At 66.8% G+C, this 25612-nt stretch carries 22 protein-coding genes and 1 other RNA gene; 10 read left to right on the top strand and 13 right to left on the bottom strand.

All coding sequences use genetic code 11. The annotated features are described in order from the left end of the window. Window positions 1-114: 114 nt before the first annotated feature. From MJ122_RS15670 to MJ122_RS15660, 3 genes are all read left to right on the top strand, one after another. Entirely contained in the window at window positions 115-2496 is a 2382-nt protein-coding gene (locus tag MJ122_RS15670; protein ID WP_345772978.1) for a tetratricopeptide repeat protein, read from the top strand. Window positions 2497-2570: 74 nt separating this feature from the next. Continuing rightward, complete coding sequence (locus MJ122_RS15665; RefSeq protein WP_088415910.1) at window positions 2571-2888, top strand: DUF2388 domain-containing protein; 318 nt, start codon at window positions 2571-2573, stop codon at window positions 2886-2888. Window positions 2889-2999: 111 nt separating this feature from the next. Beyond that, complete coding sequence (locus tag MJ122_RS15660; protein ID WP_017521402.1) at window positions 3000-3326, top strand: DUF2388 domain-containing protein; 327 nt, start codon at window positions 3000-3002, stop codon at window positions 3324-3326. A 466-nt stretch (window positions 3327-3792) separates the two neighbouring features. Here the strand turns inward: MJ122_RS15660 and gcvP are convergent, their stop codons facing one another. From gcvP to MJ122_RS15640, 4 genes are all read right to left on the bottom strand, one after another. After that, window positions 3793-6669 carry an aminomethyl-transferring glycine dehydrogenase gene (gene gcvP, locus MJ122_RS15655; protein ID WP_239744755.1) on the bottom strand — a complete coding sequence of 959 codons (2877 nt, stop codon included), beginning with the start codon at window positions 6667-6669 and terminating at the stop codon, window positions 3793-3795. Between the two features lie 86 nt (window positions 6670-6755). Then, complete coding sequence (gene gcvH, locus MJ122_RS15650; RefSeq protein ID WP_017521399.1) at window positions 6756-7145, bottom strand: glycine cleavage system protein GcvH; 390 nt, start codon at window positions 7143-7145, stop codon at window positions 6756-6758. 67 nt (window positions 7146-7212) lie between these two features. After that, entirely contained in the window at window positions 7213-8295 is a 1083-nt protein-coding gene (gene gcvT, locus MJ122_RS15645; RefSeq protein WP_017521398.1) for a glycine cleavage system aminomethyltransferase GcvT, read from the bottom strand. 112 nt (window positions 8296-8407) lie between these two features. Continuing rightward, the gene (locus MJ122_RS15640) at window positions 8408-10027 is read right to left on the bottom strand and encodes an iron ABC transporter permease (RefSeq protein ID WP_239744754.1); all 1620 of its coding nucleotides are present in this window, start codon (window positions 10025-10027) and stop codon (window positions 8408-8410) included. Between the two features lie 174 nt (window positions 10028-10201). Between MJ122_RS15640 and MJ122_RS15635 the strand changes: the two genes are divergently transcribed. After that, window positions 10202-10540, top strand: coding sequence for a hypothetical protein (locus MJ122_RS15635; RefSeq protein WP_088415906.1), 339 nt, complete (start codon window positions 10202-10204; stop codon window positions 10538-10540). A 16-nt stretch (window positions 10541-10556) separates the two neighbouring features. Here MJ122_RS15635 and MJ122_RS15630 read toward each other — a convergent pair whose 3' ends face one another. The 5 genes from MJ122_RS15630 to MJ122_RS15610 all read right to left on the bottom strand — a co-directional run bounded on the left by MJ122_RS15630 (window position 10557) and on the right by MJ122_RS15610 (window position 16079). Next, window positions 10557-11558, bottom strand: coding sequence for an extracellular solute-binding protein (locus MJ122_RS15630; protein WP_239744753.1), 1002 nt, complete (start codon window positions 11556-11558; stop codon window positions 10557-10559). Window positions 11559-11752: 194 nt separating this feature from the next. After that, on the bottom strand, window positions 11753-12970 hold the full coding sequence (locus tag MJ122_RS15625; protein WP_239744752.1) for a 2-octaprenyl-3-methyl-6-methoxy-1,4-benzoquinol hydroxylase: 1218 nt from the start codon (window positions 12968-12970) through the stop codon (window positions 11753-11755). A gap of 25 nt (window positions 12971-12995) precedes the next feature. Further along, window positions 12996-14180, bottom strand: a complete 1185-nt coding sequence (gene ubiH / locus MJ122_RS15620) for a 2-octaprenyl-6-methoxyphenyl hydroxylase (RefSeq protein WP_239744751.1) — start codon at window positions 14178-14180, stop codon at window positions 12996-12998. Window position 14181: 1 nt separating this feature from the next. After that, complete coding sequence (gene pepP / locus MJ122_RS15615; protein ID WP_088415902.1) at window positions 14182-15516, bottom strand: Xaa-Pro aminopeptidase; 1335 nt, start codon at window positions 15514-15516, stop codon at window positions 14182-14184. Between the two features lie 8 nt (window positions 15517-15524). Further along, complete coding sequence (locus tag MJ122_RS15610) at window positions 15525-16079, bottom strand: UPF0149 family protein (protein ID WP_088415901.1); 555 nt, start codon at window positions 16077-16079, stop codon at window positions 15525-15527. A gap of 182 nt (window positions 16080-16261) precedes the next feature. Between MJ122_RS15610 and MJ122_RS15605 the strand changes: the two genes are divergently transcribed. The 4 genes from MJ122_RS15605 (at window position 16262) to MJ122_RS15590 (ending at window position 17647) form a co-directional block, all read left to right on the top strand. After that, window positions 16262-16471: a TIGR02449 family protein gene (locus MJ122_RS15605; protein WP_017521390.1), complete on the top strand. Its 210-nt coding sequence runs from the start codon at window positions 16262-16264 to the stop codon at window positions 16469-16471. Further along, on the top strand, window positions 16468-16797 hold the full coding sequence (locus MJ122_RS15600) for a cell division protein ZapA (protein ID WP_017521389.1): 330 nt from the start codon (window positions 16468-16470) through the stop codon (window positions 16795-16797). Before MJ122_RS15605 ends, MJ122_RS15600 begins: the two co-directional genes overlap by 4 nt. 32 nt (window positions 16798-16829) lie before the next feature. Next, window positions 16830-17008: non-coding RNA, 6S RNA (gene ssrS / locus MJ122_RS15595), on the top strand. A 9-nt stretch (window positions 17009-17017) separates the two neighbouring features. Further along, complete coding sequence (locus tag MJ122_RS15590) at window positions 17018-17647, top strand: 5-formyltetrahydrofolate cyclo-ligase (RefSeq protein ID WP_088415900.1); 630 nt, start codon at window positions 17018-17020, stop codon at window positions 17645-17647. A 37-nt stretch (window positions 17648-17684) separates the two neighbouring features. Here the strand turns inward: MJ122_RS15590 and MJ122_RS30050 are convergent, their stop codons facing one another. Further along, a complete protein-coding gene (locus MJ122_RS30050) occupies window positions 17685-17819 on the bottom strand; it encodes a hypothetical protein (protein WP_017521387.1) in 135 nt (44 codons plus the stop codon). Window positions 17820-18130: 311 nt separating this feature from the next. Here MJ122_RS30050 and MJ122_RS15585 point away from each other — a divergent pair, with 311 nt between their 5' ends. After that, on the top strand, window positions 18131-18592 hold the full coding sequence (locus MJ122_RS15585; protein WP_088415899.1) for an EVE domain-containing protein: 462 nt from the start codon (window positions 18131-18133) through the stop codon (window positions 18590-18592). A 44-nt stretch (window positions 18593-18636) separates the two neighbouring features. Continuing rightward, window positions 18637-20496, top strand: coding sequence for a diguanylate cyclase (locus MJ122_RS15580; protein WP_239744750.1), 1860 nt, complete (start codon window positions 18637-18639; stop codon window positions 20494-20496). A 175-nt stretch (window positions 20497-20671) separates the two neighbouring features. Here MJ122_RS15580 and MJ122_RS15575 read toward each other — a convergent pair whose 3' ends face one another. The 3 genes from MJ122_RS15575 to MJ122_RS15565 are packed head-to-tail and all read right to left on the bottom strand — an operon-like array spanning window position 20672 to window position 25603. Continuing rightward, window positions 20672-21796, bottom strand: a complete 1125-nt coding sequence (locus tag MJ122_RS15575) for an ABC transporter permease (RefSeq protein WP_088415897.1) — start codon at window positions 21794-21796, stop codon at window positions 20672-20674. A 1-nt stretch (window position 21797) separates the two neighbouring features. Beyond that, window positions 21798-24533: a ribosome-associated ATPase/putative transporter RbbA gene (rbbA, locus tag MJ122_RS15570; RefSeq protein WP_239744749.1), complete on the bottom strand. Its 2736-nt coding sequence runs from the start codon at window positions 24531-24533 to the stop codon at window positions 21798-21800. After that, window positions 24530-25603 (bottom strand): HlyD family efflux transporter periplasmic adaptor subunit, encoded by a 1074-nt coding sequence (locus tag MJ122_RS15565; RefSeq protein WP_239744748.1) that lies wholly within the window; start codon window positions 25601-25603, stop codon window positions 24530-24532. Before MJ122_RS15565 ends, rbbA begins: the two co-directional genes overlap by 4 nt. Between the last annotated feature and the right edge of the window lie 9 nt (window positions 25604-25612).

Here is a 25612-nt window from a genome sequence, read left to right as displayed (position 1 = left end):
CCCTGGCCCGGCAGCGGGCCCTCCGTCTACGAGGAGACGGAAGGCCCGCGTTGACAGCCTTCGCCTGCTCGCGGAAGCTCCGTTACCCACGGAGTCGCCGCACAACGGATGTCCATGCCCGCCAAGCCCCGGAAGCCTCGCCCCTCTACCGCCGCCGCTCGACCGACCGGCCTGCGTCGCGCGTGGCTTGCGGCCGTCGCCGGGCTATTGCTCCTGGCAACCATCGCGGTGTGGATCTGGGTCGAACAGGACGGCGGCGTGCAACTGCCCAGCGGCCATCCACCGATCCCGGTCACCGCCCCCAAGCCTTCGGCGCCGGCAGCGCAACCTGCGCAGCTGGTCGATGAATCCACCTGCAGCGGCTGCCACCAGACGCAGCTCAAGGATTGGCAAGGTTCCCATCACCAGCAGGCGATGAAGACAGCCACCGAGGGCAACGTGCTGGGCGACTTCGAAAACGTCACCTTCAAGGGTGAAACCGAGACCAGCCGCTTCTTCCGCAAGGACGGCGAGTACTGGGTCAACACCCCCGGCGCCGACGGCAGACCGGCGGACTTCAAGGTGGCCTACACCTTCGGTTTCGAACCGCTGCAGCAATACCTGCTCGAGTATCCCGGCGGCCGCCTGCAGGCCCTCGGCGTCGCCTGGGATAGCCGCAAGCACCAGTGGTTCCAGTTGATGCCCGGCCAGCGCATCGACTTCAAGGACGAACTGCACTGGACCCGGCCCGCACAGAACGCCAACTTCATGTGCATCGAGTGTCACACCACGGGCTTCAAGCGCAATTACGACGCGAAGACCGACAGCTTCGCCAGCCACTGGAACAGCCTCGGCGTCGGCTGCCAGGCCTGTCACGGGCCGGCGTCGAAGCATCTGGAGTGGGCGCAGAAGCCCGACCGCAACGCCGCCAAGGGTTTCGATGTGCCGCTGCAGAACGCCAGCCAGAGCACCGTCGTCGAGACCTGCGCACGCTGCCACGCCCGCCGCGCGCCGCTGGCCGACGGCTACCAGAACCAGCACCGCTTCATGGACGACTACCTGCCCAGCACCCTGACCCGCGAGCTCTACGAGATCGACGGCAAGATCAAGGACGAGGTCTTCGAGTGGGGCTCCTTCACCCAGAGCAGGATGTTCGCCAAGGGCGTGCAGTGCACCGACTGCCACAACCCCCACAGCGGCGAGCTGAAAGCGCCGGGCAACGGCGTCTGCCTGCAATGCCACAACACCTCCGGCAAGCCGGTGCGCCCGCAGATCGACGGCAAGGGCCTGCAGGCGAAGAACTACGACTCGCCCGAGCACACCCATCACCAACCCGGCACGCCCGGTGCGCAGTGCACCTCCTGCCACATGCCGGGGCGTTACTACATGGTCAACGACTACCGTCACGACCACGGTTTCACCCTACCCGACCCTGTCCATGCCCGCCGCATTGGCGCCCCGGATGCCTGCCAGGCCTGCCACCGCGACATGCCGGCCAAGCAGCTGGGCGCAACGTTCCGCGAGTGGTTCGCCAGCGAGTTGCCGGCCAAGCCCAACGCCTCCAGCAACCCGGCGCCGCGCTACGACGACACCCTGTGGAAAGCGCTCAACGGCAAGCCAGGCGCTTCCCGCGCGCTGCACCTGCTGCTGGCCTCGCCCGAGCTGCCGGCGATCCGTCGCGCGACCCTGCTGGCCGAACTGCCCAGCTACCCCAGCCAGCGCTCGCTGGAGCTGGTGGCCCTGAGCCTGAAAGACGTCGATCCGCTGGTACGCAACGCCGCCGTCGAAGCCCTGCCAGCGCTGGCGGGTGCCCCGCAGCAGGCCATGCTGCTGGCGCCCCTGCTCAACGACCCGATCCGCGCCGTGCGCATCGCCGCCGCCTGGCAACTGGCGCAGCTCCCGCCGCCAGTGCGCGCCAGCGTCGGAGCCGGCCTGGGCAAGGGGCTCGAAGAATATGAGCAGGTCCAGCAAAGCCTTGCAGAGCGTGCCGAGGCTAATCTCAACCTCGCCATGCTCTATCAGCAAACCGACCGCCCCGACCAGGTGGAGCCCGCACTGCGCGCAGCGCTCCAGCGCAACCCGGACTTCATCCCGGCCAGGGTGACCCTGATCCAGTGGCTGAGCGCCTCCGGCCGCGACGTCGATTCGCGTCGGCTGCTGGACGACAGCCTGCGCCAATACCCGACATCGGGCCTGCTGCACCACATCAAGGGGCTCGCCCTGATCCGCCAGGGTGATCGTCCCCAGGCCCTCAAGGAACTGCGTGAGGCCGTGCGCCTGGCTCCGGACGACGATCAATTGCGCTACGTACTGGCTATCGCCCTGCACGACACCGGTGACAGCGACGGCGCCTGCCATGAGCTGGAGGCCCTGCTGCAGAAGCACCCGGCCAACCGCGCGGCGCGCCTGGTACTGATCGATTACCTGCGCGAATCCGGGCAGTTCCAGAAGGTGCAGCAGTTCACGGCGGAGCTGGAGCAGCAGAATCCGGACGATCCGTCACTAAAGCGCGAGTGACATTTCCGACGACAGGAGGGAACCGCGGAATTTTCCGACGCTCTGAGAGGCGCAAAATCACTCAAGGATCCATCATGCGTCGCCGTTCTGCTTCCGTTGTCGTAGCCCTCACCCTGCTCCCCCTCGCCTCTGCCATGGCCGAAGACCGTGACTTCTGGCGCGGCGTCCTGACCTCCGGCGCCACCACCGCCTCGAGCTACCTGACCAGCCGGGACGATCACAAGCTGATCGGCCCGGCGCAGGACGATGCCGCCAGCTTCATCGCCACCGACGGCGCCATTCGCGGTCCCTACCTGGAAGCCACACTGCAACGGATGCGCAGCGCCGACCCGAGCCTTGCGCAAGCCAGCGACGCCGAGCTGGCCTCGGCCATCCTCGCCGCCCAGCATTGATCCCAAGCGGTGCGCGGGCGACCGCTCGCGCACCGCGTCTGTAAAATTGCGGAACTCCAGCCAGCCGCAGCGCCTCTCACCTGTACACGGACCTTCAGAAAGGTGTACCCGATGCGTACCGCGAAACTGGCCACGGCCTTTGCCCTGATTGCCCTGCCCGCCGCCTCGGCCATGGCCGACGGCGACTTCTGGCGTGACGTGATCTCGTCCGGCGCCACCACCGCGTCGACCTACCTGACGTTCAAGCACGACAAGCTGATCGTCGCCGCCCAGGACGACGCGAGCGCCTTCGTCGCCAGTGACGGCGCGATCCGCGGCCCCTACCTGGAAGCCGCACTCACCCGCCTGCGCAGCGATGATGCTGCCCTGCAGGACCGCAGCGACATGGAGCTGGCCAACGCCATCCTGACCCGCCCCGATGACGCACCCGCCCAGTGATACCCACCGGCGTGGCCCGTGGCGCTCGCCGCGGGCTCGCGAGCCAGCCCTGCTGCGGCGAGCCATGAAACCCATCGAAGACGCATGCCGCTCCTGCCTGCGCGTCGAAATGGGCGTTAACCCGTAGGGGGACTCCGTCCGCGATGTCCCATCGTCCGCTCCGTCGACGAGTCTGGCGCGGCAGCGAGCCGATCGCGGACGGAGTCCGCTCCTACGCATCCATCGAGATCGACAGCAACCCGCAGCCTGTAGGGCTGCATAACGCGCCAGCGTTATCTGCCGCAAGATCTGCCGCAAGTTGTTCGGCGGTTACCCCTTTCGAGTTATGCACCCTACGCCATAACCCAGCCTTCGCACTGTCGGGAATAACCGTTCACAAGCAGGCTCGCTCTTACGAAAGCCCCATGAAAAAGCCGCCCGAAGGCGGCTTTTTCAGTTCGGCGCTGCACTTACTTCAGCGCAGCATTCACTCGCGGTAATCATCCACCGGAACGCAGGCGCAGAACAGGTTGCGGTCGCCGTAGACGTTGTCCACGCGGTTCACCGCCGGCCAGTACTTGAAGGCACGGGTGTGCTCGGTCGGAGTGACCGCTTCGGCGATCTGATACGGACGGTCCCACAGCCCGGTGACGTCCGCCAGGGTATGCGGCGCACGCTTGAGCGGGTTGTCCTCGGCCGGCCACTCGCCGGTCTCGACCTTGGCGATCTCCGCGCGGATCGACAGCATCGCCTCGATGAAGCGGTCCAGCTCATGCTTGGACTCGCTCTCGGTGGGCTCCACCATCAGCGTGCCGGGCACCGGGAAGGACATGGTCGGCGCGTGGAAGCCGTAGTCCATCAGGCGCTTGGCCACGTCTTCCTCGCTGATCCCGGTCTGCGCCTTGAGCGGACGCAGGTCGAGGATGCATTCGTGGGCGACGCGCTCGTTGCGGCCGCGGTAGAGCACCGGGAAGGCACCGTCGAGCTGCTGGGCCAGGTAGTTGGCATTGAGGATCGCCACCTCGGTGGCGTCCGCCAGTTGCGGGCCCATCATGGCGATGTACATCCAGCTGATCGGCAGGATGCTGGCGCTGCCCCAGGGCGCGGCGCTCACTGCGCCGTTGAGCGGGTTCGGGCCTTCGATGCGGATCACCGGGTGGTTGGCGACGAAGGGCGCGAGGTGCTTCTTCACGCCAATCGGGCCCATGCCCGGGCCGCCACCGCCGTGGGGAATGCAGAAGGTCTTGTGCAGGTTCATGTGCGACACGTCGGCGCCGATGTCCGCCGGACGCGCGAGGCCGACCTGGGCGTTGAGGTTGGCGCCGTCCATGTAGACCTGGCCGCCGTGGCTGTGGATAACCTCGCAGATCTCGCGAATGCCTTCCTCGTATACGCCGTGGGTCGACGGGTAGGTAATCATCAGGCAGGACAGCTGCTCGCCGGCTTCAGCCGCCTTGCGCTTCAGGTCCTCCAGATCGACGTTGCCACCCTTGTCGCACTCGACGATGACCACGCGCATGCTCGCCATGATCGCCGAAGCCGGGTTGGTGCCGTGAGCCGAGGACGGGATCAGGCAGATGTTGCGGTGCGCATCGCCCCGGCTCTCGTGGTACTTGCGGATCGCCAGCAGGCCGGCGTATTCGCCCTGGGCGCCGGAGTTGGGCTGCATGCAGATGGCGTCGAAGCCGGTGATCGCGCAGAGCCAGCTTTCCAGCTCTTCGATCATCAGGCGATAGCCTTCGGCCTGCTCGCGCGGCACGAAGGGGTGCAGGCTGGCGAATTCCGGCCAGGTGATCGGGATCATCTCGCTGGTGGCGTTGAGCTTCATGGTGCAGGAGCCCAGCGGGATCATCGACTGGTTGAGCGCCAGGTCCTTGCCTTCGAGCTGGCGCAGGTAGCGCAGCATCTCGGTTTCGCTGTGGTGGCGGTTGAACACCGGGTGGGTCAGGTAGTCGCTGCTGCGTTGCAGGGCGGCGGGAATGCCGTCGGCGACCTGGCCGGCGTCGAGCTGCGCCACCTCCAGGCCGTGGCCGGCACCCAGCAGGATGTCGAACAGGCTGGCGAGGGTCCCGGCACTGGTGGTTTCGTCCAGGCTCACGCCCAGGCGGTCCTCGCCGACGATGCGCAGGTTCACGCGGGCGGCGCGGGCGCGCTCGACGATGGCCTGCTGCTGTGCGCCGACGTCCAGAGTCAGGGTGTCGAAGAAGTGTTGGTTGACGACCTTAACGCCCTTGGCAGTCAGGCCGGCGGCGAGCACGGCAGTCAGGCGGTGCACGCGCTGGGCAATGCGCTTGAGGCCCTGCGGGCCGTGGTAGACGGCGTACAGGCTGGCGATGTTGGCCAGCAGCACCTGCGAGGTGCAGACGTTGGAGTTGGCCTTCTCGCGACGGATGTGCTGCTCGCGGGTCTGCAGCGCCATGCGCAGCGCGGTGTTGCCACGGGCGTCCTTGGACACGCCGATGATGCGGCCCGGCATGGCGCGCTTGTAGTCGTCACGGCAGGCGAAGAAGGCCGCGTGCGGGCCGCCGTAGCCCATCGGCACGCCGAAGCGCTGCGCGCTGCCCAGCACCACGTCGGCACCCAGCTCGCCCGGCGGGGTGAGCAGCAGCAGCGCGAGCAGGTCGCTGGCCACGCAGGCGATGGCCTGCTGGGCGTGCAGCGCGTCGATCACCGAGCGCAGGTCGCGGATTTCACCACGGGTGTCCGGATATTGCAGCAGCGCGCCGAACACTGCGTGCTGGCCGAGGTTGTCCACCTCGTCGACTACCACGTCGAAACCGAAGGCTTCGGCGCGGGTCTGCACCACGGAAATGGTCTGCGGGTGGCAATGGGCGTCGACGAAGAACAGGTTGCTCTTCGCCTTGGCGACACGCTTGGCCAGGGCCATGGCCTCGGCGGCGGCGGTGGCTTCGTCCAGCAGCGAGGCGCTGGCGAGATCAAGGCCGGTGAGGTCGATGGTCATCTGCTGGAAGTTCAGCAGGGATTCGAGACGGCCCTGGGCGATCTCCGGCTGGTACGGGGTGTAGGCGGTGTACCAGCCGGGGTTCTCCAGCACGTTGCGCAGGATCACGGTCGGGGTCAGGGTGCCGTAGTAGCCGGTGCCGATCAGGCTGGTCCACAGCTCGTTCTTCTGCGCATAGCCCTTCAGTTTCGCCAGCGCGCCCTGCTCGTCGAGGGCGGTCGGCAGGTCCAGCGGCCGGTTCAGGCGGATCGCCGGCGGCACCGTCTGCACGATCAGGTCGTCGCGGTTGCCGAGCCCGAGGGTGTCGAGCATGGCTTGCTGCTCGGCGGAATCGGGGCCCAGGTGACGGGCGAGGAAGGCATCAGGCTGGTGCAGCTGGGAAAGCGAAGGGGTGTTCGACATGGCCACGGTCTCGAAAAGTCGGTCCGTTATCGGTCCGTAAAAAGAACAGGCCCCGACGAGTCGAGGCCTGTGTTTACAGCAGTGTCTTACGCGTCGGCGTCGCTGGCAGCGCGGTAGCCGGCGGCGTCGAGGAGCTTGTCCAGCTCGGCCGGGTTGCTCGGCTTGAGCTTGAAGAACCAGGAACCGTACGGGTCGTTGTTCACTTCTTCGGGGGTATCGGCCAGCACGTCGTTGACGGCGATGACTTCGCCGCCCACCGGCGCGTAGATGTCCGAGGCGGCTTTCACCGACTCGACCACACCGGCTTCCTGGCCGGCGGCGAGGGTCTTGCCCACCTCCGGCAGTTCGACGAAGACCACGTCGCCCAGGGCTTCCTGGGCATGGTCGGAGATGCCCACGGTCACGCTACCGTCGGCTTCCAGGCGCGCCCACTCGTGGCTGGCGGCGTAACGCAGGTCGGCGGGGATATTGCTCATCTTGTTGTTCCTCGGGGACTGGGCGAGGGGCGGCGGTACCGCCCTCTTCTAAGTTAGATCATGCAATTTAGATCAGGGCTTTGCCATGACGCACGAAATTCGGCTGAACGACGCGCACCGGGTACCACTTGCCGCGGATTTCCACTTCGGCGCGGTCGCCGGTGGCCGCCGGCACGCGGGCCAGGGCGATGGACTTGCCGAGCGTCGGGGAGAAGCTGCCGCTGGTGATCTCGCCTTCGCCGACACCGGCGACGCGGACCACCTGGTGGGCGCGCAGCACGCCGCGCTCTTCCAGCACCAGGCCGACCAGCTTGGGCGCATCGCCGGCGGCTTTCTGCGCTTGCAGCGCCGCGCGGCCGATGAAGTCGCGGCCTTCGGGCTCCCAGGCGATGGTCCAGCCCATGTTGGCGGCCAGCGGGGTGACGTCCTCGTCCATGTCCTGGCCGTAGAGGTTCATCCCGGCTTCCAGGCGCAGGGTATCGCGCGCACCCAGGCCTGCGGGGGCGATGCCGGCGCCGACCAGGTCGTTGAGGAAACCTTGTGCCTCGACGGCCGGCAGCATGATCTCCAGGCCGTCCTCGCCGGTATAGCCGGTGCGGGCAATGAACCAGTCACCGTCGGCCTTGCCCTGGAAGGGCTTGAGTTCACGGATCAGTGCGGCGCGCGAGGGCGTGACCAGTTCGGCGGTCTTCTCGCGGGCGTTCGGCCCCTGCACGGCCAGCATCGCGAGGTCCGCGCGCTCGGTCAGGGTAACGTCGAAGCCTTCGGTGTGGGCCTGCATCCAGGCCATGTCCTTGTCGCGGGTGGAGGCGTTGACCACCACGCGGTAGCCGTACACGCCAAGGTAGACGATCAGGTCGTCGACCACCCCGCCGCGTTCGTTGAGCATGCCGCTGTACAGCGCCTTGCCCGGAACCTGCAGTCGTTCGACATCGTTGGCCAGGAGTCGCTGCAGGTATTCCTTGGCCTGCGGACCGGTGACGTCGACCACGGTCATGTGGGAAACGTCGAACACGCCGCAATCGCGGCGTACCTGGTGGTGCTCTTCGACTTGCGAACCGTAGTGCAACGGCATGTCCCAACCGCCGAAGTCGACGATCTTGGCGCCGAGGGCGACGTGCAAATCATAGAGCGGCGTGCGCTGTCCCATGGGTGTTCTCCTTCCGGGCGAGGCGGGTGCGGAGCGCGAGTACGGCCCGCACGAAACGCGCGCATTGTAGTCGCATGACAGGACTCTGGACAGCTTGTCCGACGGCCGATTCTCAGGGCCGCGAAGAACCGCTCTGGCGCGCGGATCGACGGATCAGGCCGATCACCGGGAACAGCCCCACCAGCACCAGCGTCAGCGCCGGCAACGCGGCGCGGGCCCATTCGCCTTCGCTGGTCATCTCGAAGACGCGCACAGCCAGGGTGTCCCAGCCGAACGGGCGCATCAGCAAGGTCGCCGGCATCTCCTTGAGTACATCGACGAAAACCAGCAGCGCAGCGCTCAGCGCACCCGGCAGCAGCAACGGCAGGTAGACACGGAAGAACAGGCCGGCACCGCCGACACCCAGGCTGCGGGAAGCTTCCGGCAGCGACGGACGAATCCTCGCCAGCGCGCCTTCCAGCGGGTTGTAGGCCACCGCCATGAAACGGATCAGGTAGGCCACCAGCAGCGCCCCGAGGCTGCCCAGCAGCAGCGGCTTGCCGGCGCCGCCCAGGGCGCTGGAAACTGGGATCACCGCGTGATTGTCCAGCCAACTGAAGGCCAGCATGATCGCCACCGCCAGCACCGAGCCGGGTAGCGCATAGCCGAGGTTGGAGATACCCACGGCCGAGCGTACCGCCGGCGTCGGCGACAGGCGCCGTGCGAAGGCCAGCAGCAGCGCTACCGCCACCGTCAGCACAGCCGCCAAGCCGCCAAGGTAGAGGCTGTGCAGGATCAGGCCCCAGTAGCGCTCGTCGAGGTCGAAGCGGCCCTTCTGCCAGACCCAGACCAGCAGCTGCAGCACAGGGATGACGAAGGCGCAGGCGAACACCAGCAGGCACCAGGCGCTGGCGGCGAATGCCTTCCAGCCGCGCAGCCGGTATAGCGCAGCGCCGCGCGGGCGCTCGTTGGGCACCCCGCTGCGGCCGCGGCTGTAGCGCTCGCCCAGCAGCACCAGCATGACGAACAACAGCAGCAGGCTGGCCAGTTGAGTGGCGCTGGAGAGGCTGTAGAAGCCGTACCAGGTCTTGTAGACGGCGGTGGTGAAGGTATCGAAATTGAACACCGAGACGGTGCCGAAATCCGCCAGTGTCTCCATGATTGCCAGCGCCAGCCCGGCGCCGATGGCCGGCCGAGCCATGGGCAGGGCAACGCGCCAGAAGGCGGCCAGCGGCGACAGCCCGAGCACCCGCGCCGCTTCCATGAGGCCGCGTCCCTGCGCCAGGAAGGCGGTGCGCGCGAGCAGGTAGACGTACGGATAGAAGACCAGGACCAGCACCGTGACCACGCCGCCGGTGGAGCGCACGCGTGGCAGCCGCAGGCCGCTGCCGAACCCTTCGCGCAGCAGCGTCTGCACGGGGCCGGAGAAGTCCAGCAGACCGACGAAGACGAACGCCAGCACATAGGCCGGCACCGCGAAGGGCAGCATCAGCGCCCAGTCCAGCCAGCGTCGACCGGGGAACTCGCAGAGGCTGGTAAGCCAGGCGAGGCTGACGCCCAGTACGGTCACGCCGACGCCGACGCCAGCCACCAGCACCAGGGTATTTCCCAATAGCCGGGCCATCTGGGTTTCCCACAGGTGCGACCAGATCTCGCGGTCGATCTCCGCCCAGCTCAGCAGCAGGACACTGATGGGCAGCAGGACCAGCGCGGCGACAGCGAAAGTGATGGGGTACCAGCGGTTGGTGCGCATGCGTTGCGTGTTTCCAGGGCATCAAGGTGGTCGTGGGAAGTGCCGCCGAGTTGTCGTCGGAAACATCCCTAATTCAAATCAAATTCGCCTGATCCCCAATCGGCAGGGATAAAGCGCAACCTGCAGCGGTCGAATCGGCCACTCTGCCACCGCCGTCCCCAAGGAAAAAGTCCCATGTCGTCACTCCGCCGCCTGTCCGGCCTGCTGCTATTGCCGCTCTGCAGCCTGGCCCTGGCCGACGAAACCACCCCCTTCGAATCCTGCCTGGCCATGGCCGTCGGCAAGGTTGCCGCGGACCCGAAGCTGCAAGAGCGCTGGCAACAGACCTGGATCGAGCCGGGCTCGATCCGCGAGGAAGCCTACGAAGGGCAGGTGGACGGCAAGCCGGCGAGCAAGCGACTGGTGGCGCAATTGCGCCGGGGCGAGCAGTCTGACGGCGAATTCGTCTGTCTGCTCGGCGGCGACGGCAAGGCACTTTCCGTCAGCCACGCGGACGATACCGGCGTCCGTTAAGGGCGCCGGGATCAGCTCAGTTCCAGCCGGCGCGATCCATCAGCTTGATCGCTTCGGCCTGGCGCTTGCCGGCGATTTCCACCGGAATACTGTCGGCCTTGAATTCGCCCCAGGCCGCCACTTCCTGCGACGGCGCCACCTTCGGGTTGGCCGGGAACTCCTGGTTGATGCCGGCGAACAGCGACTGGGCGTCCGGCCCGGTCATCCACTCCACCAGCTTCTTCGCGGCTTCCGGGTGCGGTGCGTACCGGGTCAGGCCGATGCCCGACAGGTTGACGTGCACGCCGCGGTCGCCCTGGTTCGGCCAGAACAGCTTCACCGGCAGCTGCGGATTGTCCTTGTGCATGCGGCCGTAGTAGTAGGTGTTGACGATGCCGACGTCGCACTGGCCGGCGGCAATGGCCTGTAGCAGCGCGTTGTCGTCGGAGAACACGTCGGTCGCCAGGTTGTTCACCCAGCCCTTGAGGATTTCCTCGGTCTTCTCGGCACCATGGGTCTCGATCAGGGTGGCGGTCAGCGACTGGTTATAGACCTTCTTCGCGGTGCGCAGGCACAGGCGGCCTTCCCACTTCGCGTCGGCCAGCTCTTCGTAGGTCGACAGTTCCTCGGGCTTCACCCGCTGGGTCGAATAGGCGATGGTGCGCGCGCGCAGTGACAGGCCGGTCCAGCTGTCGGTGCCGGAGCGGTACTGCGGCGGGATGTTGGCATCCAGGGTCGGAGAATCGAAGGGCTGCAGGATGCCCATCTTCTCGGCCTGCCAGAGGTTGCCCGCATCGACGGTGAGCAGCAGGTCGGCCGGGGTGTTGGCGCCTTCGGCCTTGATCCGCGCCATCAGCGGCGCTTCCTTGTCGGTAATGAACTTGATCTTCACCCCGGTCTTCTCGGTGTAGGCATCGAATACCGGCTTGATCAGCTCGTCGATGCGCGAGGAGTAGACCACCACCTCGTCGGCGGCCTGGGCAGTGCTACCGAGGGCGGCCAGCAGGAGGGTGGCGAGAAGACCTTTGCGCACGAGCATGAGCGTGTCCTTTGCGGGGAAGAAATCCTGCAAATGATAAGGAACCTCATTTGCTATCGAGCTGCGCGTTTGTGTCGGGGTATTTCGGGAGGGTGTGGTTTGGGGTCGCAGGATAGCGTGGGGGCGGAGCAAGAGCCCCTCTCCCCCGCCCTCTCCCTTCAGGGAGAGGGCAATCCGCCGCGCGAACTACCCAGTCAAACCCGCGCCAACTCCGGCAAATCCCCGGATAGCCCCAATGCCTGGCGCACGAATATGCCCTTGGCCTCATGGTGCTTGTCCACCAGCCGCAGCCCGGCGTTACGCAGCCAGCGCAGCGAAAGCGGGTCGGCCTGGAACAGGCGCTGGAAGCCTTCCATCGCTGCCATCATCGCCAGGTTGTGGGGCATACGCCGACGTTCGTAGCGGCTCAGCACACGTTCCTCGGCGATATTCTCGCCACGGGCGTGGGCGTGCTCGATCACTTCGGCAAGCACCGCCGCATCCAGGAAGCCCAGGTTCACGCCCTGCCCGGCCAGCGGGTGGATGGTGTGCGCGGCATCGCCGATCAGCACAAGCCCCGGCTCCACGTACCGCTTGGCATGGCGCTGGCGCAGCGGGATGCACAGGCGGCGGTCGGCGTGCTCGATGGCGCCCAGACGGTGCTCGAAGGCGAGGCCCAGGGCCTTGCAGAAACCTTCGTCGTCCAGCGCCATGAGCTTCTCGGCCTGCTCGGGAGTGGTCGACCAGACGATCGAGCACCAGTGCGCATCGCCTTCCTTTGCCAGCGGCAGGAAGGCCAGCGGGCCGTCGTCGGTGAAACGCTGCCAGGCGGTGGCCTGGTGCGGCTTCTCGCAGCGCACGCTGGTGACGATGGCATGGTGCAGGTAATCCCACTCGCGGGTGGCACAGCCAGCCAGGCGGCGCACCGCGGAGTTGGCGCCGTCGGCGGCGACCACCAGCGGCGTGCGGACCTCGCGGCCGTCGGAGAGGGTCAGCAGCCAGTCGTCGCCAGAGTGGCGCAGCTGCTCCAGGCGAGCGTTGGGCAGCAGGCCCAGGGCGGAGTCGTGCAGGCGCTCCAGCAGGGCATCCTGTACCACGCGGTTCTCGACGATATGCCCGAGCATCTCGGCATGCACGCTGGCGGCGCTGAAGTGGATCTGCCCGGTACCGGAGCCGTCCCACACCCGCATCTCGCGGTAGGGCTCGGCACGACGCGCGGCGATGCCGTCCCACGCATGCAGGCGCTGGAGGATGCGCCGGCTGGCCTCGGACAGCGCACTGACGCGCGGCTCGAACGGTGCTTCGCGGTCGAACGGCGTGACGCTCAGCGGCGAGCCGTCCAGCAGCAGGATGTCCAGCCCGCTGCCTTCCAGGGCCAGGGCCAGCGCGCTGCCGACCATTCCCGCCCCGACGATAACCAGATCCGCGTGCATCGAATTTCCTTTTGGCTGAGGCGTGTTAAACCGGGCGGGCGCCCAGGCCCATGGCCTGGCGGGCGAACCAGCGCTTGGCCGGCGGCAACAGGTCGAGGCCGAGCAGGCCGATGTTGCGGCCAGTGGCGAGCAGCGGCTGGGCGCTGGAGAACAGGCGGGTGACGCGGTCGGAGAAACCGACGGTCATCTGCTGATCCAGGCGCTGGCCGTCCAGGTAGCGCTGCAATACGGCGAAATCGCCCGGTGCGGCCTCTTCCTGCAACAGGCGGTCGCCCAGGGCCTTGGCATCGCGCAGCGAGAGATTGAAGCCCTGCCCGGCAATCGGATGCAGGCTGTGCGCGGCATTGCCCAGCACGACCAGGTGCGGGCGAATCTGCTCGTCAGCCTCGGTCAGGCTCAGCGGGTAGCCGTAGCGCACGCCCACCTGGCGAAGGGTGCCCAGGCGGTAGCCGAAGGCGTCCTGCAGCTGGGCGAGGAAGGCCGCGTCGGGCAGCTCGCGCAGGCGCTCGGCGTCCGGGCCGTTGCGGGTCCAGACCAGCGCGCAGCGGTTTTCCGGCAGCGGCAGCAGGGCCAGCGGGCCGTTCTCGGTGAAGCGTTCGAAGGCCTGTCCGCGATGGGCCTCGGACGGGCTGATGTTGGCGATCAGCGCGGTCTGCCCGTAGGACGAGGAGCGCACGTTGATGCCCAGCTGCTCACGCAGGCCGGAACGGCCGCCGTCGGCCAGCACGGCGAGGTCGCAGTCCAGCTGCGAGTCGTCGTCCAGGGTCAGGCGGTAGCCGTCGCCCAGCGCGTCCATCCGCCGTACTTCGGCCGGGCAGCGCCAGCTCACCACGTCCGGGTCGAGCGCATGCCACAGGCACTGGCCGAGCCAGGCGTTCTCCACCACATAGCCCAGGGCGGGAACGCCCTCTTCCACTGCCGTCAGGCGTGCTGCGCCAAAACGGCCGCGGTCGGAGACGTGGATCTGGGTAATGGGTTCGGCGCGCTGGGAAATCTGCTGCCAGAGCCCCAGGCGCTCGTAGATCTGCCGGCTGCCGAAGGACAGCGCCGAGGAACGCGCGTCATAGCTGGGCTGGTAGGCATCGCCGGGGGCGAAGGGCTCGATCAGCACGATCTGCCAGCCGCGCTCGCGGGCGCCGGCCTGGAGAATCAGCGCAAGGCTCGCGCCGACGAGTCCGCCACCGATGATGGCCAGTTGCGTACGTTGCATGTCAGGCGGCCTGGGCCTTGGCCTGCGCCATCAGCGCTTCGATCTCGGCGACGGTTTTCGGCACGCCGTTGGTCAACACCTCGCAACCGGTCCTGGTCACCACCACGTCGTCCTCGATGCGCACGCCGATGCCGCGCCACTTCTTCGGCACGTCGGTGTTGTCCGGGGCGATGTAGATGCCGGGTTCGACGGTCATCGCCATGCCCGGTTCGAGCACGCGCCATTCGCCGCCGACGCGGTATTCACCGACGTCGTGGACGTCCATGCCCAGCCAGTGGCCGGCACGGTGCATGTAGAAGGCCTTGTAGGCTTCGCGCTCGATCAGCTCGTCGACGTCGCCCTTGAGCAGGCCCAGCTCCACCAGGCCGGCGGTGATGACCCGCACGGTGGCCTCGTGGGCTTCGTTCCAGTGGCGGCCCGGCGCGATGTAGTCGAAGGCCGCCATGTTCGCATCCAGAACAAGCTGGTAGATGGCCTTCTGCTCGGGGCTGAAGGTGCCGCTGGCGGGGAAGGTGCGAGTGATGTCGCTGGCGTAGCAGTCGATCTCGCAGCCGGCGTCGATCAGGATCAGGTCGCCGTCCTTGATCTGCGCGTCGTTCTCGCGGTAGTGCAGGATGCAGGCGTTGCGGCCGGTGGCAACGATCGAGCCGTAGGCCGGCATCTTCGCGCCGCCCTGACGGAAAGCGTATTCCAGCTCGGCTTCCAGATGGTACTCGTAGAGCCCCGGACGGCACGCCTGCATGGCGCGGATGTGCGCGCCGGCGGAAACTTCCGCGGCATAGCGCATCACCTTCACCTCGCCGGCGCTCTTGTACAGGCGCTGGTCGTGCAGCAGGTGGTCGAGGGCGACGAATTCGTTCGGCGGCTGCGCACCCTGGCGCGCCTTGGAGCGGATCACGTTGATCCAGTCCATCAGCCGGCGGTCGAACTCCTGGTTGGCACCCAGCGCGTAGTACACGCGGTCGCGACCCTCGATCAGCCCGGGGAGGATGTCGTCGATATCGCCGATGGGGAAGGCGTCATCGGCGCCGAAGGTACCGATGGCGCCGTCCTGGCCGGCGCGCAGGCCGTCCCAGAGTTCACGCTCCGGATCGCGTTCGCGGCAGAACAGCACGTATTCGCCATGCTCGCGGCCGGGGATCAGCGCCATCACCGCTTCCGGCTCGGGGAAGCCGGTGAGGTACTGGAAGTCGCTGTCCTGGCGGTAGACGTGCTCGACGTCGCGGTTGCGGATGTACATCGGCGCCGCCGGGAGAATGGCGATGCTGTTGGGTTCCATCTGCGCCATCAGCGCCTTGCGACGACGGGCGTATTCCGACTTGGCGATACGGATCATGCGCGACCTCAATGCAGGGAGGGTTTCTCGGCCGGTGCCGGCACCTTGCCGAATTCGGAAAACAGCAGCAGCGGGGCGACGCGCAGGTATTCCTGCACTTCCATATAGTCGGCCTCGCCGTCTTCGGATTCTTCGAGCTGGCCGCCGACCTGGGCGATGGCGGCGATGTCCTGCAGCACTTCGTCGGCTTCGTCCGACAGGCTGGGGGAACGCAGCGCCAGGCCGAAGCCGGCGAGGAAGCCCTGGCACCACTGCCCCAGGGCAGTGGCGCGCTCGGCCAGCGGCGCGTCGTCGTTGGGCAGCATCAGCACCACGGCCATCTCGCCCTGGCTGAAGTCCTGCTGGACCATGCCCAGCAGGCCGCCCAGGGCCGCACCCAGGCGCTCGCCCGGCTCGCCGCCGAGCAGTTCACCAGCGGCCTGCAGCCATTCGCCCTGGTCGAAGCCTGAGCCGGCGCAGACGCGGCCGAGCAGGTGGCCGTGCAGTTCGGCGGGGGAAATGGGCAGTGCGGCCTCGGCGAGCAGGGCGGCGAAGGCGGTGTAGGCGGAGCTGGAAGTGGACATGATCGAACCCGGGTGACGGCTAGGCGCCATCAGGCGCCGCGCATAGAATATGGTCCGTTATCCTAGCACCGGCGCACACCGCAAGACCATGTGACGACGCGCCGGGCAGCCGTGCGTTGACCCACCCCCACGGCAGTCCTATATAGTTCTCGATTACTTAAGCAACTCCCAAGCGAGAGCCCATGGAAGACGCCGACCTGCACGCGCTGATCGCCAAGTTCGACCTGCTGCTCCAGCGCCTGGAACAGCTCAAGGCCGAGAACCGGCTGCTGCGGGCGAACGAGAAAAGCTGGCGGGAAGAACGCGCCCATCTGATCGAGAAGAACGATTTGGCTCGGCAGAAGGTCGAAGCGATGATTTTGCGTCTTAAAGCCCTGGAGCAGGACTCATGAGCCAGTCGAATACCCTGAACGTCCAAATCCTCGACAAGGAGTACTGCATCGCATGCCCTGCGGACGAGCGCGTCAACCTGGAGAGCGCCGCGCGCTATCTGGACAGCAAGATGCGCGAGATCCGCTCCAGCGGCAAAGTGATCGGTGCCGACCGCGTCGCGGTGATGGCCGCCCTGAACATCACCCACGACCTGCTGCACAAGCAGGAGCGCGTGGAGCAGGACAGCGGCTCCACCCGTGAGCGCGTGCGCGAACTGCTCGAGCGCGTGGATCGCGCCCTGGCGACCGATACCCTTACCACTGATAAGGACCAGGGTGAAGTCTGACCAGGGAAATTTCCTTGGGGTATAATCAGCCTCGCTCCCTGGTGTGTTGGCCAGTCGGTGATGTCCCTGAGCCGATAATTGCAACAACGGGGGTTGCCAGTTGGGCTGGTGTGCATGTCCGCACGACGGAAAGCCTTAAAGCCTACTGCAACCACCACCTTGAACTCTCGGGTTCAAGGGCTAACCCGACAGCGGCATGTCCGGGGAGCTTTACCCTTCCATGATCCATTCCGACGGTCTATCCCGCCCTGCCCTGCGCCGCCAGTTGCGCCAGGCCAGACGCGCGCTCACGCCCCTCCAGCAACGTCTCGCCGCCCAGGCCCTGTATCGCCAGCTCGCGCAGCATCCGCTGTTCCGCCGGGCGAAACACATTGCCCTGTACCTGCCGGCTGACGGCGAGATCGACCCGCGCCCGCTGATGAAGGCTGCGCAGAAACGCGGCAAGGCAACCTACCTGCCTGTGCTCTCGGATTGGCCGCGCACGCACATGACCTTCCAGCAGGTCGGCATTGGCGAGCGCTGGGTGCGCAACCGTTACGACATCGCCGAGCCGCAAGCCGACCGACGGCGCCAGCGCCCGGCCTGGGCCCTGGACCTGCTGTTGCTGCCGCTGGTGGGCTTCGACCCCCAGGGCGGCCGCCTGGGAATGGGCAAGGGCTTCTACGACCGGACCCTGGCCTATCTGGGCATGCGCAAAAATTGGCAGAAACCGACGTTGCTGGGCCTGGCGCACGAATGCCAGAAGGTCGATCAGCTGGAGCTGGCGAGCTGGGATGTGCCGCTGATGGGCATCGTGACGGACGGCGGCTGGTATGGCCGTCTCGCGACGGAATCGCGTTCCTTGCGATAACCGTTGCGATGGCAGCGCTGGATTCGAGGTGACTGAATCAGGGCTGCTGGGTGACCTGCACCGGGGCGTTGCCCTGGCGTTGCTCCCAAAGGCTCTGGGTGTAACCGGTCGTGACGACACCCAGACCGAAAAGTATTACCAACACCCACAAAATATCTGGCTTGCGTTTCATCGATTGCCTCCCCCTTCCAGGCAAACTGTCAACGATGACCGGCGGTGGTTTTTTATCCGTCCGGCGGGCCAAGCTGAAAACGGCGGCATTCTCCGACAATGAAAAGCTTCTCGCAATTCTGACGCCAACCGATCGTCGGAGGAGCTACCGCCCCCAAAACTTCCGGCACTTTCAGGCAATGTTCATGCCGGTATTCCTACATCCTCTTCCTACAATTGATTTCCGGCGAGCCGGCAACTTGTCGCAGGGAAACCTCTGCCCGCCTACCCTTGGTACAAACCATTACGACCCGCACAAGGAGACCTTCGCGGATGGCACGCGCTTACTGGCTGATGAAATCCGAGCCCGACGAACTCTCGATCCACGACCTGCAGCGCCTGAAGACGGCGCGCTGGGACGGCGTGCGCAATTACCAGGCGCGTAACTTCATGCGCAGCATGCAGCCGGGCGACCTGTTCTTCTTCTACCACTCCAGCTGTCCCGAGCCCGGCATTGCCGGCATTGCGCGGATCGACGGCGCCCCCTACCCGGACCCGACCGCGCTCGACCCGCAGAGCCACTACCACGACCCCAAGGCCAGCGACGAGAAGAATCCCTGGACAGCCCGCGACGTGAGCTTCGTCGAAGCCTTCCGCTCGGTGCTCCCGCTGGGCACTCTCAAGGCACAGGCCGGACTGGAAGAGATGCCCCTGGTACAGAAAGGCAGCCGGCTGTCGGTGATGCCGGTGACCGCCGAACAGTGGGCGATCGTCGTCGGCCTGGCGCACAAGTAGAGGCATTGTGCTATTAGGTTACTGAAGCCCCCGGAATTCGCCGTATGCACCGCCTTCAGTCCTCATTAGCTACTTACCTCGGGCTCGGCGGCCTGCTCTGCGTGCTCCTGCTCGCCAGCACCTGGCTGAGCGAGGAGCTGGCGCGCAGCGAACGGCAGCGCGTGGAGGAGCGCCTGACCTACCAGGGGCGCAGCCTGGCGCACCAGCTGGAAGCCAATCTCCATGAGCAGGTCCAGGGCCTGGACCTGCTCGCCCAGCTGTGGACCCACCACGGCCGCATGCCCCGTGCCGAATGGGAGCTGGACGCGCGCTTCTACGTCCGCAGCTTTCCCGGCTACCAATCGATCCAATGGGCCGATCCGGACCTGCGCATCCGCTGGCTGGAACCGCTGCAGGGCAATGAGGCGGCGCTGAACTTCCGACTCTCTGCGCAGCACCCCAACTACGCCACGGCGATGGCCGCCCGCGAAAGCGGCACGGCACACCTGAGCGACAGTGTCGAACTGCTCCAGGGCGGACGCGGTTTCGTGCTCTATACGCCGGTGTACATCCGCGACATCGACAACCAGCTGCGCTTCGATGGCTTCATGCAGGGCGTCTTCCGCGTCGGCCCGCTGATGGACAACCTGCTCAAGCAGGCCGACAACCACCTGTTCAGCGTGAGCCTGCTCGAACATGGCAGGCCGATCTACGTGCGCGACCAGCCCGGCAGCGATGCCGGGAAACAGCTGCGGGTGCCGCTGCGCCTGCTCGACAACCGCAGCTTCGAGCTGGAGCTGCGCCCCACGGCCACGCTGGTGCAATCGCTGTCCACCCCCCTGCCGACGGTGGTGTTCAGCGGCGGCATGGCCATCAGCCTGCTGCTGGTAGCAGCGCTGTTCCTCGCCCGCGAGAACGCCCGCCGCGCCACCGCGCTGAGCGCAAGCAACCAGTTGCTCAACCAGGAAGCCGAGCAGCGCCAATCGGTGGAGGCAAACCTGCGTGACAGCCGCGAACGCCTGCAACTGGCGCTGGACCTTACTGACTCCAGCCGCGACGCGCTGTTCATCTTCGACCTGCAACAGCGCGAACTGCTGCACATGAACCGCGCGACCTACAACGGCCTGGGATACAGCGCCGAGGAGTTCCGCCACCTGCTGCGCGACGATCCCGAGCGACTCATCCCCGGCTTCCACGCCTGGATCCAGCTGGTGCAGCAGGCGCACCGGCTGAACCTGTCGATGATCTTCCAGCGCGAGATGCTTCGCCGCGACGGCAGCCTGCAACCGGCGGAGATCAATACCCAGCTGATCCACCAGGGCGACCACGACTACCTGATCGCCGTGGCCCGTGACAACAGCGAGCGCCTGCAACTGGAGGCGCAGCTGCACAAGCTGTCGCAGCAGGACGGCCTGACCGGCCTGTTCAATCGCCGCTACTTCGACCGCCAGTTTCAGAGCGAGTGGCGCCGCCTGCGCCGGGCCGATGCGCCGCTGGCGGTGCTGATGCTCGACGTCGACCACTTCAAGCGCTTCAACGACTGCCTCGGCCACCTGGCCGGCGACGACGCGCTGCGGCGCCTCGCCAGCTGCCTGCAGGAAAGCCTGCAACGCGAAGGCGATGTGGCGTGCCGTTATGGCGGCGAGGAGTTCGTCATCATCCTCACCGACACCGGCATGGGAGGCGCCAGCCATGTGGCCGCGCGCATCCACCAGCGCGTGGCCGAGATGGGCATCGCGCATCCCGCCGGGGAACTGGGGCGACTGACGGTGAGCATCGGCCTGGCCATCGCCATGCCAGGGCAGGACGCCGCGCCGGACCAGCTGATCGCCCAGGCCGACCAGGCGCTGTATGCGGCCAAGCACAAGGGGCGCAACCAGACCTGCGTGTGGCCGCTGGATAGGGCCGAGCACACACTGTCCTGAAGGCCCTGCGGTGCCTGCCCTCTCCCCAGCCCCCTCCCTGATGGGAGAGGGAGCCACCCGAGCGGGCCGAGGCAATGGTTTCCACCTGCTCCGATCAGTCCCCCTTCGGAGCGAGGCGTGCGGTTAGGGGCTCTGCAGGAGCGAGCTTGCTCGCTCCTGAGAAGAGCAGCAGGCGTCAGGCCATCTGCCCGATGGTCCGACGGAAGCGCCACAGGGCGCCGGCGAAGAACGCCGCACCGATTCCGACAATCGCCAGCAATTGCGGCCAGACGATGGACAGGTCCGCGCCGCGATAGAGGATCGCCTGGGCCAGGCTGACGAAGTGCGTGGTCGGCGCCGCCAGCATGATGTTCTGCACCAGCTCCGGCATGCTCTCGCGCGGCGTGGTGCCGCCGGAGAGAATCTGCAGCGGCATCAGGGTAAGGATCACCAGCAGCCCCAGTTGCGGCATCGAGCGCGCCACGGTGCCGAGGAAGATGCCCATCGACGTGGTGGCGAACAGGTGAAGCGCCGCGCCCAGCAGGAACAGCCCCACCGAGCCGCTGATCGGCACGTCCAGCCAGCCGCGCACCACCAGTTGCAGAGAAATCGCCGCCGCCACCAGTACCACGGTGCCCATGGACCAGACCTTGGCCATCATGATCTCGAAGGCGGTCAGCGGCATCACCAGCAGGTGCTCCACAGTGCCGTGCTCGCGCTCGCGAATCAGCGCGGCGCCGGTGAGGATGATCGACAGCATGGTGATCTGGTTGATCACCTCCATCACCGCGCCGAACCAGGCCTGGGTCAGGTTCGGGTTGAATTCCATGCGCACCGCCAGCTCCGCCGGCATCGCCGCTTCGGCGCGGTAGCGGCTGACGAACTCGCGCACCTCGGTGCCGACGATGTTCTGAATGTAGCCGGCCCCGGAGAAGGCCTGGCCGGTCTGCGTCGCATCGACGTTGACCTGGATCGCCGGTTGCCGCCCGGCCAGCACATCGCGCTGGAAGTCCGGTGGGATGTCCAGGGTGAAGGTGTACAGGCCGACATCCATGCCGCGGTCCATCTGCGCGTGGCCGATCATTTCCGGCACCCGGAAATACGGCGGCTGGAAGGCGTTGACGATGCGCGTGGAGAGCTGCGACTGGTCCTCGTCGACTATGGCAATCGGCGCATGGTGCAGGGTTTCCGGCACGCCGGTGGCTGAGCTGTAGACGCCCAGTGTAAAGGCCCAGGCGATCAGGATCAGCATCGCGTAGTCGCGGCCCAGGCTGCGGAATTCCTTGATGCCGAGGTTGAAGATGTTCACCAGCGGGTTCATCTCAGGCCTCCTGCTTCTTCAGGCACGCCACGCTGAGCAGTGTCAGCACCACCACCATGGCCGCCAGCGGCAGGTAGTAGACCCACAGGTCGGCGAAGCCCAGCGCCTTGGAAAAGGCGCCACGGCTGACGATGAGGAAATGCGAGGTCGGGTAGAGCTGGCCGATCACCGCCGCCGCGCCCTCCAGCGACGACACCGGGTGGATCAGCCCGGAGAACTGGATGGCCGGGATCATGGTCGCGATGGCGGTGCCGAACACCGCGGCGATCTGGCTCTTCATGAAGGTGGAGAGCAGCAGCCCCAGCCCGGTGCTGGTCACCACGTAGAGGAAGGCGCCGACCAGCAGCGCGAGGAAGCTGCCCTTGAGCGGCACCTGGAACAGCAGCACGGCCATGGCCAGCATCAGCACGAAGTTGATCATGCCCATGCCGATGTAGGGCATCTGCTTGCCAAGCAGGAACTCCAGGCGCGTGACCGGGGTGACGTAGAGGTTGGTGATCGAGCCCAGCTCCTTCTCGCGCACCACGCCCAGGGCGGTGAGCATCGCCGGGATCATGATCAGCAGCAGCGGGATCACCGCCGGCACCATGGCCTTGAGGCTCTCCACGTCCGGGTTGTAGCGGAAGCGCACTTCGGTGCTGGCCGCCGCGCTGGCGGCGGCGTTGCCGCTCTGCCGGGCGAGGTCGGCAAGGTAGCTGGCGTGCAGCCCCTGGACGTAGCCGAGTACGGTGTTGGCGCGGGTCGGCATGGCGCCGTCGATCCACACGCCGATGGCGGGATTGGCGCCGCGCTTGAGGTCGCGGCCGAAGTCCGGCGGGATTTCCACCGCCAGGCTCAGCTCGCCACTGCGCATCCGCCGCTCCAGTTCCTCGGGGTTCTGGATCGGCGCGTGCTCGATGAAGTAGCGCGAGCCGGAAATATTCAGCGCATAGGCCTGGCTGGTGGTGGTCTGGTCGCGGTCGAGCACCGCGTAGCTGAGGTCCTCGACATCCATGTTGATGCCATAGCCGATGATGAACATCAGCAGCGCGGTGCCCAGCAGCGCCAGGGTCAGGCGGATCGGGTCGCGGCGCAGTTCCATGGCCTCGCGGCGCGCGTAGCTGAACAGGCGCAGCCAGCTGAAGCGGTCGCTGCCCTGGTAGCGGGCCGGCCCGGCCGTCTGCTCGGGAGCGGGGGTGGCATCGGGCACCGGCGCACTGCCGGCGGCCTCTTCCAGGTAGGCGATGAAGGTAGCTTCCAGGGTCGGCAGGCCGCGCTTGTCGATCAGCCCCTGCGGGGTGTCGCTGTCGAGCACCTTGCCGGCATGCATCAGCGAGATGCGGTCGCAACGCTCGGCCTCGTTCATGAAGTGGGTGGAGATGAAGATGGTCACGCCGTCATTGCGCGACAGCTCCACCATCAGCTCCCAGAAGCCGTCACGGGCCACCGGATCGACGCCCGAGGTCGGCTCGTCGAGGATCAGGATTTCCGGCTTGTGGATCACCGCCACGGCCAGCGACAGGCGCTGGCGAATGCCCAGCGGCAGGCTGTCGGGAAGCTCGTCCTTGACCCTGCCCAGGTCGAAACGCTGGAGCATTTCCTCGACGCGCGGGCCGATCTGCTCGTGCGGAATGTGGAACAGCTTCGCGTGCAGCTCGAGGTTCTGCAGCACCGTCAGCTCGGCATACAGCGAGAAGGCCTGCGACATGTAGCCTACGCGCCGGCGCGTGGCCATGTCGTTGGCGTCCACCGGCTGGCCGAAAAGTGCGCAGGTGCCTTCGCTGGCAGGCAGCAGGCCGGTGAGCATCTTCATGGTGGTGGACTTGCCACAGCCGTTGGAGCCGAGGAAGCCGAAGATTTCCCCGCGCTCGATGCGGAAGCTGACACGGTCCACCGCGACGAAATCGCCGAAGCGGCAGGTCAGCCCCTCGGCTTCGATGGCGATCTGCGGCATGCCTTCATTCTGCGCGCGCGGCGGAATCACCAGTTTGTGATGGCCGGCGCGCTTGTTCTCGGGCAGCAGCGCGATGAAGGCCTCTTCGAGATTCTGCGTGCCGGTGTGTGCGCGCAACTCGGCGGGCGTACCGGTGGCGAGCACCTGGCCGTCGTCCATCGCCACCAGGTGATCGAAGCGCTCGGCCTCCTCCATGTAGGCGGTGGCCACCAGCACGCTCATGCCCTCGCGGCCTGCGCGGATGCGCGCGATCAGCTCCCAGAACTGGTTGCGCGACAGCGGATCGACGCCGGTGGTGGGCTCGTCGAGGATCAGCAGATCCGGGTCGTGGATCAGCGCGCAGCACAGCCCGAGCTTCTGCTTCATGCCACCGGACAGCTTGCCCGCCGGGCGCTCGGCGAAGGGTGCCAATCCCGTGCTGTGCAGCAGATCGGCGATGCGCCGCTCGCGCTCGGCCTTGTCGTGGCCGAACAGGCGGCCGAAGAAGTCGACGTTCTCGAATACCGAGAGCGTCGGATAGAGGTTCTTGCCCAGGCCCTGTGGCATGTAGGCGATGCGCGGGCACACGGCGCGGCGGTGGCGAGCGTCGCGCATGTCGCCGCCGAGCACCTGGATTTCGCCGTCCTGCATCTTCCGCGCACCGGCCAGCAGTGCCAGCAGGCTGGACTTGCCGACACCGTCCGGGCCGATCAGGCCGACCATACGGTTGGCCGGGATCTCCAGGGTGACGTCGTCCACTGCGCGGGTCTGCCCATAGCGCAGCGAGACGCCGGCCAGACGAGCCACGCAGTCGGCGGCGTTCATCGCGGGACCTTGATTTGCAGTTCGGCCGGCCATTGCACCTGCGGGTCAAGGCGCAGGTAGGCCATGCCCGGCACGCCGGTCTTCACGTAGGTGACGTATTTCTCCAGCAGCCCCGGATCGAGGCGCGCCTTGACGCGGAACATCAGCTTCTCGCGCTCGTTGGCGGTCTCCACGGTCTTGGGCGTGAACTGCGCGACACTGGCGACATAGGACACTTTCGCCGGAATCACGTACTCGGGCACGGCGTCGATCACCAGGTGCACTTCCTGGCCCAGCTCAACCTTGCCGGCCTGGCCGGAGGGCAGGAAAAAGGTCATGTAAACGTCGGCCAGGTCGACCATGTTGAGCAGCTTGCCGCCGGCTGCCAGCACTTCGCCCGGCTGCGCCACGCGGTACTGCACGCGGCCGTTGCGTGGTGCCTTGAGCAGGCTGTCGTCGATGTCCGCCTGCAGCCGCACGGTGCTCGCGGTGGCGGCCTCGATGGCCGATTGCGCCTCGATCACCTGGGAGCGCGCGGCGGAGATGCCGGCGTCCGCCGAGACCACTTGCGAACGTGCTGCAGCCAGCGCCGCCTGGGCGCTCTGCATCGTGGCGCGGTCGTCATCCAGTTGCTGCTGCGGCAGGGCGTTGCGTTTGACCAGTTGCTCGGTGCGGGTGAAGCGCTTCTGCGCGGCGGTGAGTTCCGCCTGGCGTTGCGCGACCACGGCTTGGGCGGTGGACTTCTCGCTGGTGCGCTGGGCCACCAGGGATTCGGCCGTGAGCCGGGCGTTCTGCGCCCGCCGTACTTCCGCCTGGGCCTGGGCGAGCTGGGCCTGGAGCACCTGGGTGTCCATCTTCGCCACCACATCGCCGGCCTTCACGAAGTCGCCTTCGTCCACCAGGATTTCCGCCACGCGGCCGGGCAGCTTGGTGGCCACGTCGACTTCGGTGGCTTCGATGCGCCCATTGCCGCTGGCGAAACCTTCGGGCAGGCCCGTCGGCTTGAACGTCTGCCAGGCCAGCGCGGCGAGCACGGCCACCACCAGCACCGCGAGCCCGCGGCTGCGCCAGCTTTTTGCCTTTCCTGTCATCCGATTTCC

Source organism: Pseudomonas sp. DP-17 (assembly GCF_022380625.1).
In the GTDB taxonomy this organism is placed as follows: Bacteria; Pseudomonadota; Gammaproteobacteria; order Pseudomonadales; family Pseudomonadaceae; genus Pseudomonas; species Pseudomonas nitroreducens_A.
The sequence above is the reverse complement of the archived record's forward strand: the minus strand, read 5'-3'. Positions and strand labels throughout refer to the sequence as shown.

Coding starts and splice junctions, on each gene's coding strand:
- pepP (WP_088415902.1), bottom strand. CDS start 15,516: ATGATCCGTATCGCCAAGTCGGAATACGCCCGTCGTCGCAAGGCGCTG.
- MJ122_RS15575 (WP_088415897.1), bottom strand. CDS start 21,796: ATGAACCCGCTGGTGAACATCTTCAACCTCGGCATCAAGGAATTCCGC.
- MJ122_RS15600 (WP_017521389.1), top strand. CDS start 16,468: ATGAGCCAGTCGAATACCCTGAACGTCCAAATCCTCGACAAGGAGTAC.
- MJ122_RS15605 (WP_017521390.1), top strand. CDS start 16,262: ATGGAAGACGCCGACCTGCACGCGCTGATCGCCAAGTTCGACCTGCTG.
- MJ122_RS15565 (WP_239744748.1), bottom strand. CDS start 25,603: ATGACAGGAAAGGCAAAAAGCTGGCGCAGCCGCGGGCTCGCGGTGCTG.
- gcvH (WP_017521399.1), bottom strand. CDS start 7,145: ATGAGCAATATCCCCGCCGACCTGCGTTACGCCGCCAGCCACGAGTGG.
- MJ122_RS30050 (WP_017521387.1), bottom strand. CDS start 17,819: ATGAAACGCAAGCCAGATATTTTGTGGGTGTTGGTAATACTTTTCGGT.
- MJ122_RS15585 (WP_088415899.1), top strand. CDS start 18,131: ATGGCACGCGCTTACTGGCTGATGAAATCCGAGCCCGACGAACTCTCG.
- MJ122_RS15635 (WP_088415906.1), top strand. CDS start 10,202: ATGTCGTCACTCCGCCGCCTGTCCGGCCTGCTGCTATTGCCGCTCTGC.
- rbbA (WP_239744749.1), bottom strand. CDS start 24,533: ATGAACGCCGCCGACTGCGTGGCTCGTCTGGCCGGCGTCTCGCTGCGC.
- MJ122_RS15665 (WP_088415910.1), top strand. CDS start 2,571: ATGCGTCGCCGTTCTGCTTCCGTTGTCGTAGCCCTCACCCTGCTCCCC.
- ubiH (WP_239744751.1), bottom strand. CDS start 14,180: ATGCAACGTACGCAACTGGCCATCATCGGTGGCGGACTCGTCGGCGCG.
- MJ122_RS15660 (WP_017521402.1), top strand. CDS start 3,000: ATGCGTACCGCGAAACTGGCCACGGCCTTTGCCCTGATTGCCCTGCCC.
- MJ122_RS15670 (WP_345772978.1), top strand. CDS start 115: ATGCCCGCCAAGCCCCGGAAGCCTCGCCCCTCTACCGCCGCCGCTCGA.
- gcvT (WP_017521398.1), bottom strand. CDS start 8,295: ATGGGACAGCGCACGCCGCTCTATGATTTGCACGTCGCCCTCGGCGCC.
- MJ122_RS15625 (WP_239744752.1), bottom strand. CDS start 12,970: ATGCACGCGGATCTGGTTATCGTCGGGGCGGGAATGGTCGGCAGCGCG.
- MJ122_RS15640 (WP_239744754.1), bottom strand. CDS start 10,027: ATGCGCACCAACCGCTGGTACCCCATCACTTTCGCTGTCGCCGCGCTG.
- gcvP (WP_239744755.1), bottom strand. CDS start 6,669: ATGTCGAACACCCCTTCGCTTTCCCAGCTGCACCAGCCTGATGCCTTC.
- MJ122_RS15630 (WP_239744753.1), bottom strand. CDS start 11,558: ATGCTCGTGCGCAAAGGTCTTCTCGCCACCCTCCTGCTGGCCGCCCTC.
- MJ122_RS15610 (WP_088415901.1), bottom strand. CDS start 16,079: ATGTCCACTTCCAGCTCCGCCTACACCGCCTTCGCCGCCCTGCTCGCC.
- MJ122_RS15590 (WP_088415900.1), top strand. CDS start 17,018: ATGATCCATTCCGACGGTCTATCCCGCCCTGCCCTGCGCCGCCAGTTG.
- MJ122_RS15580 (WP_239744750.1), top strand. CDS start 18,637: ATGCACCGCCTTCAGTCCTCATTAGCTACTTACCTCGGGCTCGGCGGC.